The following is a 13986-nucleotide window of genomic DNA, read 5'->3' as shown; positions in this document are numbered from 1 at the left end:
CGGATCAGCCGGCCCGCAGCTCAGCCCGCGCGCAGCTCGGCCAGGGCCAGTTCGGTGGCCGCCGGACCACGGTCATCGCCGCCAGTGGTCACCGTGATGGCCAGACCCAGCGACTCGGGCGCCCCGGTGTCGACGATCAGAATGCTGACCGCGCCCGCGTTCGCGCCCTGCAGCTGATAGTCCCGGCGCAGCGCCGAGGTCGCCCCGGGGACCTTGACCGGGTACGCCGGGCCGGTCGGCGCGGGAGCCCCCTTCAGCAGTTCGTTGGGTGCGCGCAGGCAGGTCTCCACCGCGGCCAGTGACTCGCTGGCGCCGTCGAACACGTCGCCGATGCGCAGTGCGCCGAGCGCGATCGTGGCACCCGGGGTCTCCGCGATCAGCACGTCGCTGGCCAGCGGCAGCCGGGGCGCGTTGCCCGGACGCCACTCCGCCGGAGTGCGGGTGGTCAGCCCGCCCCCGTGCAACCAGCCGTCGTTGGGGTAGCTGTTGCGGTGACTCGGCGCACCCTCGCGGCAGTAGGCCGGCGGATCGGTGTACCAGCCGAACGGGGCGGAGCCGACCGAGCCGGCGCTCTGCGTCTGGGGGGTCCGGGTCAACACGGTGCCCACCACACCGGCCACGGCCAGCACGACCACCGCGGCCAGGCCCGCGAGCAGCGGCGCCCGCCGACGTTTCGGCGTACCGGAGGGGCGAACCTGGGTGGTCCAGCCCTCACCGTCCCAGTAACGCTGCAGGTTGCTGTTGCCTGCCGGGTCCGGATACCAGCCTGCTGTCGACATCGGTCCTTCTCTCACGGTGGATCCGGTACGCGGCGGATCCGGTGGGGGTGAGGGAATCGTAGGCGGGGGAGTCCGGCCGGAGCGGGCGTGACGCGCGATCGGGTCCGAGCTGTGACCTGATCGTGGTTGTAACGCGGTTGAAACACGGCAGCGGGCAGACTGAGCCCATGGACAAGCAGACCGAGTATGTGTTGCGTTCCATGGAGGAACGAGACATCCGCTTCGTACGCCTCTGGTTCACCGATGTGCTCGGATTTCTGAAGTCGGTCGCCATCGCCCCGGCCGAGCTGGAGGGCGCCTTCGAGGAGGGGATCGGCTTTGACGGCTCGGCGATCGAGGGGTTCGCCCGGATCTACGAGTCGGACATGGTGGCGCACCCGGACCCGGCCACCTTCCAGATCCTGCCCTGGCGGGAGAGCGACTCCGGCGGCGGCACCGCGCGGATGTTCTGCGACATCAGGCTTCCCGACGGTTCCCCCTCCTACGCCGATCCGCGCTATGTGCTGAAGCGGGCGCTGAAGAAGGCGGCCGATCGCGGGTTCACCGTCTATACCCACCCCGAGGTGGAGTTCTTCCTGCTGCAGAAGGAGAATCGGCCGAACGGGGAGCCGATCCCGATCGACAGCTCGGGCTATTTCGACCACGTCGTGTCGAGCACCGGCAGCGACTTCCGCCGCCAGGCCATCTCGATGCTGGAGCAGATGGGCATCTCGGTGGAGTTCTCCCACCACGAGACCGCTCCCGGACAGCAGGAGATCGATCTTCGGTACGCCGACGCGCTGTCCATGGCGGACAACCTGATGACTTTCCGGGTGGTGGTGAAGGAGGTCGCCGAGCAGGCGGGAATCCGCGCCTCGTTCATGCCGAAGCCGTTCAGTGAGTACGCCGGCTCGGGGATGCACACCCACATGTCGCTGTTCACCGGTGACACGAACGCGTTCTATGACGCCGGTGAGGACTATCGGCTGTCAAAGACCGCCGAGCAGTTCATCGCCGGGGTGCTGCGGCACGCCGAGGAGATCACGGCGGTCACCAACCAGTGGGTCAACTCCTACAAGCGGTTGGCCTTCACCGGCGGTGAGGCGCCGAGCTATGTGTGCTGGGGCCGGAACAACCGGTCCGCGCTGATCCGCGTGCCGCTGTACAAGCCGAACAAGGGGTCCTCGGCCCGCTTCGAGCTGCGCTCGATCGACTCCGCGGCCAACCCGTACTTGGCGTACGCGCTGATCATCAACGCCGGACTGGCCGGGATCGAGGGCGAGTACGAGTTGCCCGAGGAGGCCGAGGATGACGTCTGGAACCTCACCGAGCGGGAGCGTCAGGCGCTGGACATCCGGCCGCTGCCGCGCAACCTGGACGAGGCGATCCGGGCGATGGAGAACTCCGAGCTGGCCGTCGACACCCTCGGTGAGCACGTGCACGAGTTCTTCCTGCGCAACAAGCGGGCCGAGTTCGACGACTACCGCGCCCAGGTCACCCCGATGGAGCTCAGCCGCTACCTCCCCCTGCTCTGACCCGCGGCAACCTCCCCCTCGGGGTATGCGCTCCGAGCTGTGCAGTACTGATCGCCCACAGGGGTCAGATCGCGGACTGACCGCAGATAGGGGTCAGTTGTGCATTGTCTGGAACCATCACCCCAAGGGGTCAGAAGAGCGGGAGCCAGCTGGACAGGTCCGAGCGGCTGCCGGAGGCGCGGACGGCGCCGGTGCGGGTGGCCTCGGCGTACTCGATTCGTCCGACGCAGAGGCGGACCAGGACCAGCGGATCGCATTCGACGACGGTCGGTGGGGTGCCGCGGGTGTGCCGGGGATCCTCGGTGCCGGTGCCGCACTGGACGGCGGCGAACGGGGGGACCCGCACCTCGATCGACTGGCCGGGGTGCCGGGTGGCCAGGACGTCGGTGAGGGCGCGCACGGCGTCAGCGCGGCAACTGCGTGACCAGCGCATCGGTCCGCGGTCGGGCAGGGACTCCACCAGGTCGTCGCAGTGCACCACCAACTGCACGCTCAGCACGCGGACCAGGTCCAGGAACTTCAGCGGGTGCTGATCTGTCTCCACCGCCGGCGGGACGTCCTCCTGCTCCAGCCGATCGGCCAGTTCGACCAGATCCTGCCGGTAGCGGGTGCGCAGGCCATCCAGGGTGTCGTGCCGGGCGAGTTCACCGGCCAGGTCCTGCTGCCGGTGCAGCCAGGGGCGCAGGCCGCTGAAGAAGTCGGCCAGTCGGGACGGGCGAGCCGCCGTCGGGCGATCCAGCGCCTGCAGCGCGGCAGCCTGCATCACGACCGGGTAGGCCGCCATCGTGGCGACGTCCCACCCCGGACGGATCGTCCGCCGACCGAGGTCGTCGGGTCGCAGCAGATCGAGGAAGTCTGCCAGGTGACCCGATTGCTCAACCATGGCGGCGACGGTCCGGCGCTGTTGCGCACGAGCGATCACTGCCACCCCCTCAGGCTAGGAGTCCACGGTCTACATTCGGTTGCGAACCGGCGAACTCCATACGACCAGCTTCCCCGGTCACCATCGTCCATCATCGGTGGCATACCCGCTCGCTCCAGTAACATTCGGTGGGTGAGATCGACCTCGCTCACCGGAACGCTGGCCCGCAAGGGTTTCCAGGACGCGGCCGCGGCCGCCAGCCGGATCGTCGAATGGCAGGTGTCGCCCGCCGAACGGGATCTGCTGCTGCAGCTGGCCGTGGAGTCGGTCGACCCGGATCAGGCGGTGGACGGCCTGGATCGGCTCGCCCGAGACCAGCCGACCCTGCTGCCGACCGTCGCGGCCGAGCGGCTCTGGGCGGAACAGCTGGTGGACGTGCTGGCAGCCAGCGCGACCCTGCAGCAACACCTGTCTGCCCACCCTGAGCAGGTCGAGATCCTGCGCACCGAAGCGGTACGCCTCAGCGCCACCGACCTGCGGGCGAGACTGCTGCGCTCGGTCGGCGCCGATCCGGAGGCGGAGATCCCCGTCGCCGGACACGACCACAGCGACGAACTGCGCCTGAGCTATCGCGCCGAACTGCTCCGGATCGTCGCCCGCGACCTGGCCGCCGGCGACCCGTGCGCGGTGCTCGAGGACGTCTCCCAGGAGCTGGCCGAACTGGCCGACGCCACCATCGAGGCCGCGCTCGCCCTGGCCCGGCACGAGCTCGGCCCCGACTCCACCCGGGTCCGGCTGGCCGTGATCGCGCTGGGCAAGTGCGGCGCCCGCGAACTCAACTACGTCTCCGACGTCGACGTGCTCCATGTCGCCGAACCCGCCCCGGCGACCGACGACCAGCCCGAGCTGGGTGCCGACCGGGTGATCGAGATCGCCACCCGGCTCGCCTCGGGGATGAGCCGGATCTGCTCCGCCCACTCAGCGGCCGGCACGATCTGGCAGGTGGACGCGGCGCTGCGGCCCGAGGGAAAGGCGGGGCCGCTGGTGCGTACCCTCGCCAGCCACACCCACTACTACGAGAAGTGGGCCAAGAACTGGGAGTTCCAGGCGATGCTGAAGGCGCGCCCGATGGCCGGCGACCTGGACCTGGCCCGGGACTTCGTGGAGATGATCCAGCCCCGGGTGTGGCGGGTCGCCGAGCAGGACAACTTCGTCGGCGAGGTGCAGGCGATGCGGCGCCGGGTGCTCAGGAACATCCCCGCCAAGGAGACCGGGCGAGAGCTCAAGCTGGGCGAGGGCGGCCTGCGCGACGTCGAGTTCACCGTGCAACTGCTGCAGCTGGTGCACGGCCGCACCGATGAGCGGCTGCGCACCAGCTCCACCTTCGCCGGCCTGCAGGCGCTGGTCGACCACGGCTACGTCGGCCGGTCCGACGGCGCCGAGATGGCTGAGGCGTACCGGTTCATCCGCGTGCTCGAACACCGCGCCCAACTGCACCGGCTGCGGCGTACCCACCTGTTGCCGACCGCCGAGGCGGACCTGCGCCGGATCGGCCGGGCGCTCGGACTGAAGCCCGATCAGGTGCCCGAGGGCTGGCGGCACCGTTCCCGGCGCGTGCTCGCCCTGCACCGCCGACTGTTCTATTCCCCGCTGCTGGAGACGGTCGCCAAGATCCCCTCCGGTGAGGTACGCCTGACCACCGATGCGGCTCGGGACCGGCTCGCCGCGCTCGGGTACGCCGACCCGAAGTCGGCGCTGGGCCACATCAAGGCGCTCAGCCAGGGGATGACCCGGCAGGCGGAGATCCAGCGCCAGCTGCTGCCGGCGATGCTCGGCTGGTTCGCCGCCGGACCGAACCCCGACCAGGGCCTGCTCGCCTTTCGTCAGGTGTCCGAGGCGCTCGGGTCCACCTCCTGGTATCTCCGCGGGTTGCGTGACGAGGGGGCGATGGCCAAGCGCCTGGCCCGGATCCTGTCCTCCAGCCGCTATCTGGTCGACCTGCTCACCCGCAACCCGGAGATCCTGCAGATGCTGGCCGACGAGGCCGAGCTCGCCCCCCGCGGCCGCGCCGAGCTCACCCGGGAGATGCAGCTGATCGCCGACCGGCAGCGCGACCCGATCAAGGCGATCGACGCCGTCCGCGGCGTGCGCCGCCGCGAGCTGTTCCGGATCGGCGTGGGTGACGTGCTCGGGGTCAACGACCTGGAGACCGTCGGCGACGGACTGAGTGATCTGGCTTCGGCGACCATCTCGGTCGGGCTCAGTATCGCCGCCCGGGGCCGGCAGGCACCGCCGATGGCCGTGGTGGCGATGGGCCGATGGGGTGGGCACGAGCTGTCCTATTCCTCCGACGCCGACGCCATGTTCGTGGTCGGTGCCGACGGGGAGGATGCGGCCAGGGCCGGGACCGCCGTGGTCAGCGAGCTGCGTACCCTGCTGTCGCGTCCCGGACGGGAACCGAGGCTGGAGATCGACGCCGATCTGCGCCCCGAGGGCAAGGGCGGACCGATGGTGCGCACCCTGGGCTCCTACACGACCTACTACCAGCGCTGGTCCTCCACCTGGGAGGCGCAGGCGCTGGTCCGGGCGGATCGGGGCGCCGGGGACGACGAGCTGACCGAGGCGCTGCTGGCCGCGGTCGCCGGGCTGCGCTGGCCCGAGGGCGGGCTGAGTCGGTCCCAGCTCGCCGAGATCCGTCGGCTGAAGGCGCGGATGGAGGGCGAGCGGTTGCCGCGCGGGGCCGACCCGAAGCGGCACCTCAAGCTGGGCCCGGGCGGCCTGTCCGATGTCGAGTGGACCGTCCAGGTGCTGCAGCTGCAGCACGCCGGTGAGCACGATCGGCTGCGTACCACGCGTACCCTGGCCGCCCTGCACGCCGCACGCGAGCTCGAACTGATCGACACCGAGGACGCCATGGCGCTGGCCACCGCCTGGACGATGGCCAGCCGGATCCGGGACCGGATCATGCTGGTCCGGGCCAAGGCGTCGGACTCCCTGCCGCACGACCCGCGGGAGCTGGCCGCGGTCGCCGAGTTGATGGGGTACGCCACCGGGGAGTCCTCGCACCTGGTCGCGGACTGGATGCGGGTGGCCCGGCAGGCGCGGAGTGTGGTGGACCGGATCTTCTGGGACTCCTGACCAGCCGCGGCCGATAGGCTCCGGCCATGGATAGCTCCGGAGTCGTCATCCCCGCCGACGCGAAGGGGCGCCGCAGCTCCACCCGGGTGGGCCGCCAGGTCGTTGCCGCCGCACTCGCGGCGGTCGATCCGGTGGGGTCAGCCGCGGTGCTGCGGGAGACCGACTGGCGCAGCGGGTACGCCCCGCACATGCGTCGGCTGGTGGAGGCCGGGCTGGGCAGCGCCGGAGACGCCCTGGCCATCGCCGACACCGGGATCACAGCCTTGCGCGAGGAACTCCGGTTCGCCACCCCGGTCGGTGAGGCACCGTTGGACGAGGCGTTCAGCCAGCCGGTCATCTCCCCGCTGCACACCCGCACCGTGCAGGGCGCCGCCGCTCCGCTGGAGGAGCTGAGCCTCCCGTACGCCGGCAAGCGGTTGACCGGGCAGAAGCTGCTGGACCGGCTCGACGCGTGGGAACAGGCCGGGATCCTGGAACCGTCGGCCGCCCAGGCGGTGCGGGAGGTGGCCGCCCACCCGGAATGGCTCGCCCTGCGCGGGCACCGGGTGATCGTGCTGGGCGCCTCCGCCGAGATGGGGCCGCTGCGGGCGCTGCTGTCCTGGGGGGCGGAAGTGGTCGCGGTCGAGTTGCCGCGACCGGAGTTGTGGCAGCGGTTGGAGAAGCTGGCCCGCGGCTCCGCCGGTGTGCTGCACCTGCCCGAGCAGCCCGACGGCCCCGGCGCTGACCTGCTGCACGACCTGCCGGCGGTGGCGGCCTGGTTGGGCGAGTTGGACGGACCGCTGGTGCTCGGCAACTACGTGTACGCCGACGGCGCCACCAACCTGCGGCTCTCGGTGGCCACCGACCTGTTGGCCACCCAGCTCACCGGTGCCCGCGACGACGTGGCGCTGGCCTACCTCGCCACCCCGACCGACGTGTTCGCGGTGCCGCACGAGGTGGTCAGCGCGAGCGCTGAGGCGTACGAACGTCGTTCGCTGCGGGGCCTGCGCCCGCTGCTCAAGGGGATCAGCGGCGGCCGGTTGCTGAAGCGCAACTATCGCCCCGAGGAGGATCCCGGACTGGCCGACGCGATGATCCTGCAGCAGGGACCGAACTACATCCTGGCCAAACGCTTGCAGCGTTGGCGGGCCGCGATCGCGCACCGCGACGGAGTCGAGGTGTCGCTGCGGGTGGCCCCGCCGACCAAGACCCGGTCGGTGACCCGCAACCGGGCGCTCGCGGCCGCGTACGCCGGAGGCCACCACTTCGGGATCGAGGTCTTCGACCCGGCCACCTCCAACACGCTGATGGCGGCCATCCTGGTGCACGACCTGTGCGCCCCGGCCACGGCGGGGGAACGTTCGCCGTGGGAGCGCGAGGCCGGGAAGGCGGTTCACGGCGGGCTGTGGCGCGGGGCCTACGACCCCCGCAGCGCGCTCGGGTTGGCCCTGGTGCTCGGTTGGGGTGCCGCCCGCGGTTGACCTTCCGACAGGACCCGGGACCCTGTGACTCCTGTGACGAAAGTGGCTGCAGGGGTTCAAGTTGTTGTTGAGGTTCAGGCGACTTGAGATATCCGTGATTTGGGGGTGAATGGCCCGCAAACCCGCGCCAGGCGGGAAACCACATGGATGCAACTCCTGGTGGGAGCGGGTTTTCTTCGGTCACTCTCAGGTGCGTCTGCGGTATTCGCGGCCCTAGCCTGCGAGCGTCCGCTTCCCCATCTCAGAGAGTCAGAAATGAACTTCCTCGCAGGTCTGAGCAAGGGCGTCGTCGTCTCCGTGTCGGCCGCCGTGATCGGGTCGACCGCAGCAATCACCGGTGCCGTACTGTCCGGACCGGCCGATGCTGTGGACAACTCCAGCCCCTCCGCCTACGTACGCACGGTCGCGCCGCTGGCACAGGCCAACCAGACGAAGTATCGGGTTCCCGCCTCGGTGTCGATCGCGCAGTCGATCCTGGAGAGTGACTGGGGCAAGTCGGGGCTGACCACCAGGGGTAACGCCTATTTCGGCATCAAGTGCTCCTCGAACATGGGCCCCTATGCGACCGGTTGCCTCTATCTCAAGACGACCGAATATGACAACGGCACCTACACCACGACCGCGGGATTCCGGACCTACAAGAGCGCCCAGGACTCGTTCTATGACCACGGGTGGTTCCTGACCAACAACGGCCGGTACGCCGCCGCCTTCCGCTATCCGACCGACGCGAAGCGGTTCATCGCCGAGGTGGCCAAGGCCGGCTATGCGACCGATCCCACGTACACGAAGATGATCGTGGACCTGATGGATCGCTACAACCTGTACCAGTACGACCGCAAGGGAGCCACGCAGGCGCCGAGTACCACCAAGCCCGCACCCAGCACGACCAGGCCGGCACCGAGCACCCCGGCTGCGACGCCGAGCCGGACCGCCACCCCGTCGGCCACCGCGACGCCGAGCCGGACCGCCACCCCGTCGGCCACCGCGACGCCGAGCCGGACCGCCACCCCGCGCGCCACGGCCACGCCGACCGCAACGCCGACCGCGTCCGCGACACCCACCGCGACTGCGACGCCGACGGCCAGTGCCACGCCGAGCCTGAACCCGTCGGCCGTGCGGGCCGAGCAGCCCCAGGACCCGATGAAGGCGGGTGCGGTCAAGGAGGCGCCGCGTGCCGCGGTGGCGGCTCCGAAGGCGTCGGCCAACCGCGCCGAGAGCTCCGGCGGGCTGGCCAAGACCGGAGCCTGAGGTCGAGCGGCCCGGACTGGATCACCGTCCCAGGTTGATCCAGCCCAGGCCCTCGGCGATCATGAACAGCCCGAACAGGGCGAACAGGATCGCCGCGCCATACTTGATCACGTTCTCCGGCAGCTTCTTGCCGAGCACGGCGCCGACCACGATCGCCAGCGCGTCGGCGGCGACCATGCCGAGGGTGGATCCGATCCAGGTGCCCAGCCAGTTCTCTCGGGTGGCCAGAGTGATGGTCGCCAGCATCGTCTTGTCGCCCAGCTCGGCGAGGAAGAACGCGATGGTCACCGCGACGATCGCGGCACGCTTGTTGCGGCGCGCCTTCTCGGCCTCCTCCTCGGTCAGCTCGTCACCGCGCAGGGTCCAGATCGCGAAGCCAAGGAAGGCGATCCCGGCGGCGATCGCGATCCACGACTGATAGGCGCCGAGCAGGTCCCCGATCAGAAAGCCCGCCCCGACCGAGATCAGGTGCACCACGGCAGTGGCCAAGGTGATCCCGAGCAGCACGTCACGGGCGCGATAGCGGGTGGCGAAGGTCATCGCCATCAACTGGGACTTGTCGCCGAGTTCGGCGATGAAGATGACTGCGGTGCTGAGCAGGAAGGCGTACAACGCGCGTCCTCCTAGTTTGGGCCGCTCCGCGCAGACGAATCGGCCAATGGTCAACTGGCCGAAAGTCTCGTCCGCCGCTGGGGCCCATCGCGCCGGGCCCGCAGGCGGGCCAGTGTGTCGACGCGATCGTTGAGGACTACTCCCTCTCGATGAGGAAACCCTAGCAGCAACCGGTCCGGAGGCTGTCGGCGTGTCGGCGGGCGAGCACAGGTTGGCGTTGCAGCCTTGTTTGAAACAATGGCGCATTCTGGACGAAACGGGGGGTGCGGGTGCGGCGACGGGTTTTCGCGGGGTCGGTGTTGGGGCTGCTGGTGATGGGCTGCGCCCCCGATCACCTGCGCAATCGTCCGTCCGGCGACGCGCCGGCCGGTACGCCGCAGCCGTCCGGCTCGGCGTCCCCGAGCCCGACCGCCACCCCCGACCCGGTTGTGACGATCATTCCGAACGTGTCTTCGGGCTCCACCGACGTGTCGGTCGACCACCGGCTCAAGATCACCGTCGAGCAGGGGAAGCTGACCGGGGTGAACGTGGCCGGCAAGGGGCGGACCAACAAGGGTGCGGAGACCAACGTCACCGTCGACGGGGACCTCACCGAGGGGGAGTGGCAGGCCTCGACCCGCCTGCAGCCGGCGACGGCGTACACCATCGAGGCGACCGGGATCGGCACCGACGGGCGGACCAAGACCAACACCCTCACCTTCAGCACGGTCAACCTGTCGCTGAAGGAGCAGATCTTCCCGAGCATCTATCCCGAGTCGGGCACCGTCGGGGTGGCGATGCCGGTGATGATCAAGTTCGACCTGCCGGTGGCGGACCGCGCCTCCTTCGCCAGGCACCTGAAGGTGACCACCACCCCGGTGCAGGAGGGCGCGTGGGTGTGGCTCTCGGACACGGAGGTGCACTGGCGGCCCAAGGACTTCTTCCAGGCGGGCACGAAGGTCAAGGTGGAGGCCGACCTGCAGAGCGTGCCGGCCGGCGGCGGGAAGTTCGGGCAGCTGTCGCGGACGGTCGAGTTCGCCGTCGGCAAGGCGCAGCAGACCGAGGTCAACCTGGCCACCAAGCAGCTGGTGCAGAAGGTGAACGGGCAGGTGGTCCGCACGGTGCCGATCAGCGCCGGAAAGCCCGGGTTCATCACCCGCAGCGGGACGAAGGTGGTCAGCGAGAAGCTGCCGCAGACCCGGATGGCCTCGGAAACCATCGGCATCAGCAACAACGACCCGACCAACGGCTATGACCTGCAGGTCAAGTGGGCGATCCGGATCACCGATTCGGGGGAGTTCCTGCACGCGGCCCCGTGGAACATGGCGAAGTTCGGCAAGGAGAACTCATCGCACGGCTGCATCGGCATGTCGGACGCGGACGCCCAGGCGCTGTTCGGGATCATCCAGGTCGGCGACCCGGTCGTCGTCACCGGCTCGGACCGTCCACTGGAGCCGCAGAACGGGATCACCGACTGGAACGTGTCCTGGGACAAGTGGAAGTCCTGGGCCTGAGATCCCTGAGCCTGTCGTAGAGATCCCTGAGCCTGTCGTAGAGGTCCCTGAGCCTGTCGAAGGGTCAGCGCCCGAACTCCTGGTGCAGTTCCTCGAACAGGCTGCGGTTGAGTTCGAACGCGCGCGAGGCCGCGCCCAACGTCTCTGAGCGCTGGTCAGCGTTCAGCGGCAGCGCGTCGAGTTGGGCGATAGTCGTCCTTGTAGACCTTGGGCCGTTCGATCTCGAAGCGATAGAAGGTGAGCGCGCCCGGATCGGCGCCGTAGTGGCGTTGCACCAGGCTGGCGATCACCTGGCCGCCGGAGAGGTCACCCAGATAGCGCACGTAGTGGTGCGCGAGGAGTGCCGCCGGCCGATCGGCCAGCGACCGGAGCTCTGCGGCGTACGCCTCGGCGCTCGGCAACACCGTCTCGAATCGCCGCCCTGCGGCGGCGTGAGCGGCGAGGTCGGCGCGCAGGCGTTCGGTACGCTCCAGCCGCGGATCCAGCAATGGAGCGAGTATCGGGGAGTCGGCGGCCCGGCAGGTCTCCTCGAGCGCGGCATAGATCGGCAGCGACTGGGCGAGCAGCGCGACCAGGGCATCGAGGGAGAGCCGCCCGGCGAGCAGGTCGACCACAAACGTGGACTCCTCGGCCCGCTGATGGGCGTCGGCGGTGTGCTCGCGCAGTGCCGCCGACAGAGTAATCGGCTCGGTCCTGGTGGTCATGTTAGGGCCCCCTCACTGAAAGTAAGGTCAACCTAATCGCATGGCCGGTCGGAGCGCATCAACCATTCGGTGGATATGTTCCGCCGGAGCTGTCCGCATCTGCTCCCGCAGCGGGAGCAGATGCATACAGCCGGGGGATGAGCATGGAGAGGTGAGGGTCGCGATAGCGTGCGCGGTGGATACTGTCGTGGCGACGGAGGGGAGCGGGGCGTGCTCGACGAGGACGGTTGGGTCCAGGTACCGCTGGCGCTTGCGATCGATTTCGATCACGGTGCCCGCTGGTGGTCGCTCACCGCGGGGCAGCGGGAGTGGCTGTGGACCAACCCCGACGGCGCCGTGCAGATCGCGCGGGTCGACGCCGTGCCCGGTGACGACTTCATCGATGCGGGCGGCGGGGAGGAGTGCTTTCCCTGTGTACGCGGGATTCCCGACCACGGTGACGCCTGGAGCCGGGTGTGGGACGGTGCCCGGCCGACGGCGCACGTGGACACCGATTTTGGTCGGCTGCACCGTACGGTGAGCGACCGCGACGGCACCTTGCGGATCGACTATCTGGTCGAGCCCGGCGAGGCGGCGTACGCCCGCGGAGATCACAGCCCGACCGCACCGGTGACCCACGCGGTGCATCTGCTGCTGGAGCTGTCCGACCGGGCGCGGCTCGAGGTGCCCGGGGCGCGGCTGATGACGGTGCTGGACCATCCGCACACCGGGACCGTCACCGAGACCGCATGGCCGCGGTTGGACGGCGTGGACCTGTCCCGGCTGGGGCCCGACGACGAGTCGGTGGCGTGCGCGGTGCTGCGCGGCCTGGCGGAGCCTGAGGCGCCCGCTGAGGCGTACGTGGTGGATGGGAGCGAGTTGCTGCACCTGCGCTGGCAGGCCGACGACCCGGCCGCGGTTGGGCTGATGCTGTGGCGCAACCTGGGCGGCTGGCCCGCGGAGAAGCCGTACCGGTCGATCGGCGTCGAGCCGCTGGTCGAGGCCGCCGGTGAGTGGTGGCTGGAGATCACAGCGTACGCCAAGCACTGACGTGCCGGGTGGGACTAGGCTTGCTGGTGAACCAACGATCCAGGAAGGGCAGCCCAATGCAGATCACCGACAACGGTCCCCAGCCGAACGCCTTCGACATCGAGAACGCGACCAAGGAGAACACCAACTATCGGACCACCGCGTGGACCGGGAAGTATCTCCAGGTGACGCTGATGTCGATCCCGGTGGGCCAGTCGATCGGGCTGGAGGCACACCCGGAGACCGACCAGTTCCTGCGCGTCGACGCGGGGCAGGGGCGGTGCGTGATGGGGCCTTCCAAGGACAAGTTGAACTTTGAGCAGGAGGTCAGCGACGGCTGGTCCATTCAGGTGCCGGCCGGTGCCTGGCACGACGTGATCAACACCGGTGACGAGCCGCTTCAGGTGTACGCCGTGTATGCCCCCAGCCACCACGCCCAGGGCATCGTCCAGGCCACCTTCGACGACGCCGAGGCCGACGAGGACAGCGGCAAGGACGTCCCGCCGGAGTGGACCGTCCAGCCGGGCGAGGGAAAGTCCGACAAGCACGCCTGATTGTCGGCGGGGGACTGTCAGACCACCCTCCTAGGGTCGCCTCACAGGCAATGCCACGAGGCGAGGGGGGACCGAGATGGCTGACAAGAGTTCGTTCGTGCACCTGCACTGTCACTCGGAATATTCGATGTTGGATGGTGCGGCCCGGGTGGGGGACATGTTCTCCACGGCGGCGGAGATGGGGATGCCGGCGATCGCGCTGACCGATCACGGCAACCTGTTCGGTGCCTACGAGTTCTGGAAGAATGGCCAGACGGCCGGCGTGAAGCCGATCATCGGGCTGGAGGCCTATGTCGCCCCGGAAGTCGATCCAACTGATTCGAGTTCGCAACCGCATCTGACGATGTGGGCGGAGAACAACGTGGGGATGCACAACCTGTTCCGGTTGTCCTCGTTGTCCTCGATCGAGGGGTTCTTCTACAAGCCGCGGGCCGACCGGGAGTTGTTGGAGCGGTACGCGGGTGGGTTGATGGCGACCACCGGCTGTCCGTCGGGTGAGGTGCAGACCTATCTGCGGTTGGGACAGTTCGACGAGGCGCTGAGGTCGGCGGCGGAGTTCCGCGACATCTTCGGGGCGGAGAACTATTTCGTCGAGTTGATGGATCACGGGCTGG

General features: G+C 69.3%; 12 protein-coding genes. 8 read left to right on the top strand and 4 right to left on the bottom strand.

The annotated features are described in order from the left end of the window. Positions 1-20: 20 nt before the first annotated feature. Positions 21-779 carry a DUF2510 domain-containing protein gene (locus tag CGZ93_RS10270; protein ID WP_094364055.1) on the bottom strand — a complete coding sequence of 253 codons (759 nt, stop codon included), beginning with the start codon at positions 777-779 and terminating at the stop codon, positions 21-23. Between the two features lie 167 nt (positions 780-946). Between CGZ93_RS10270 and glnA the strand changes: the two genes are divergently transcribed. Then, positions 947-2293, top strand: a complete 1347-nt coding sequence (glnA, locus tag CGZ93_RS10265) for a type I glutamate--ammonia ligase (RefSeq protein WP_094364054.1) — start codon at positions 947-949, stop codon at positions 2291-2293. 130 nt (positions 2294-2423) lie between these two features. On the opposite strand, the gene CGZ93_RS10260 is transcribed toward glnA, so the two are convergent. Further along, on the bottom strand, positions 2424-3221 hold the full coding sequence (locus CGZ93_RS10260) for a sterol carrier family protein (protein WP_141211165.1): 798 nt from the start codon (positions 3219-3221) through the stop codon (positions 2424-2426). A 126-nt stretch (positions 3222-3347) separates the two neighbouring features. On the opposite strand from CGZ93_RS10260, the gene CGZ93_RS10255 reads away from it, so the two are divergent. From CGZ93_RS10255 to CGZ93_RS10245, 3 genes are all read left to right on the top strand, one after another. After that, on the top strand, positions 3348-6293 hold the full coding sequence (locus CGZ93_RS10255) for a bifunctional [glutamine synthetase] adenylyltransferase/[glutamine synthetase]-adenylyl-L-tyrosine phosphorylase (protein ID WP_094364052.1): 2946 nt from the start codon (positions 3348-3350) through the stop codon (positions 6291-6293). A 26-nt stretch (positions 6294-6319) separates the two neighbouring features. Continuing rightward, entirely contained in the window at positions 6320-7753 is a 1434-nt protein-coding gene (locus CGZ93_RS10250) for a hypothetical protein (protein ID WP_094364051.1), read from the top strand. Positions 7754-8008: 255 nt separating this feature from the next. After that, positions 8009-9001: a glucosaminidase domain-containing protein gene (locus CGZ93_RS10245; RefSeq protein ID WP_176451723.1), complete on the top strand. Its 993-nt coding sequence runs from the start codon at positions 8009-8011 to the stop codon at positions 8999-9001. Positions 9002-9022: 21 nt separating this feature from the next. On the opposite strand, the gene CGZ93_RS10240 is transcribed toward CGZ93_RS10245, so the two are convergent. Further along, positions 9023-9667, bottom strand: a complete 645-nt coding sequence (locus CGZ93_RS10240; protein ID WP_229117356.1) for a TMEM165/GDT1 family protein — start codon at positions 9665-9667, stop codon at positions 9023-9025. A 215-nt stretch (positions 9668-9882) separates the two neighbouring features. On the opposite strand from CGZ93_RS10240, the gene CGZ93_RS10235 reads away from it, so the two are divergent. Further along, entirely contained in the window at positions 9883-11106 is a 1224-nt protein-coding gene (locus tag CGZ93_RS10235; protein ID WP_141211164.1) for a L,D-transpeptidase, read from the top strand. A gap of 155 nt (positions 11107-11261) precedes the next feature. On the opposite strand, the gene CGZ93_RS10230 is transcribed toward CGZ93_RS10235, so the two are convergent. After that, complete coding sequence (locus tag CGZ93_RS10230) at positions 11262-11810, bottom strand: biliverdin-producing heme oxygenase (RefSeq protein ID WP_229117355.1); 549 nt, start codon at positions 11808-11810, stop codon at positions 11262-11264. 210 nt (positions 11811-12020) lie between these two features. On the opposite strand from CGZ93_RS10230, the gene CGZ93_RS10225 reads away from it, so the two are divergent. From CGZ93_RS10225 to CGZ93_RS10215, 3 genes are all read left to right on the top strand, one after another. Then, on the top strand, positions 12021-12839 hold the full coding sequence (locus tag CGZ93_RS10225; RefSeq protein WP_094364047.1) for a hypothetical protein: 819 nt from the start codon (positions 12021-12023) through the stop codon (positions 12837-12839). Between the two features lie 56 nt (positions 12840-12895). After that, positions 12896-13372 (top strand): cupin domain-containing protein, encoded by a 477-nt coding sequence (locus tag CGZ93_RS10220; protein ID WP_094364046.1) that lies wholly within the window; start codon positions 12896-12898, stop codon positions 13370-13372. Positions 13373-13448: 76 nt separating this feature from the next. Continuing rightward, a partial coding sequence (locus CGZ93_RS10215; protein WP_141211163.1) for a PHP domain-containing protein occupies positions 13449-13986 on the top strand: 538 nt, incomplete at its 3' end.

The sequence above is a fragment of the Enemella dayhoffiae genome, from assembly GCF_002250625.1.
GTDB lineage: Bacteria > Actinomycetota > Actinomycetes > Propionibacteriales > Propionibacteriaceae > Enemella > Enemella dayhoffiae.
This window is presented reverse-complemented; position numbering and strand designations above follow the sequence as displayed.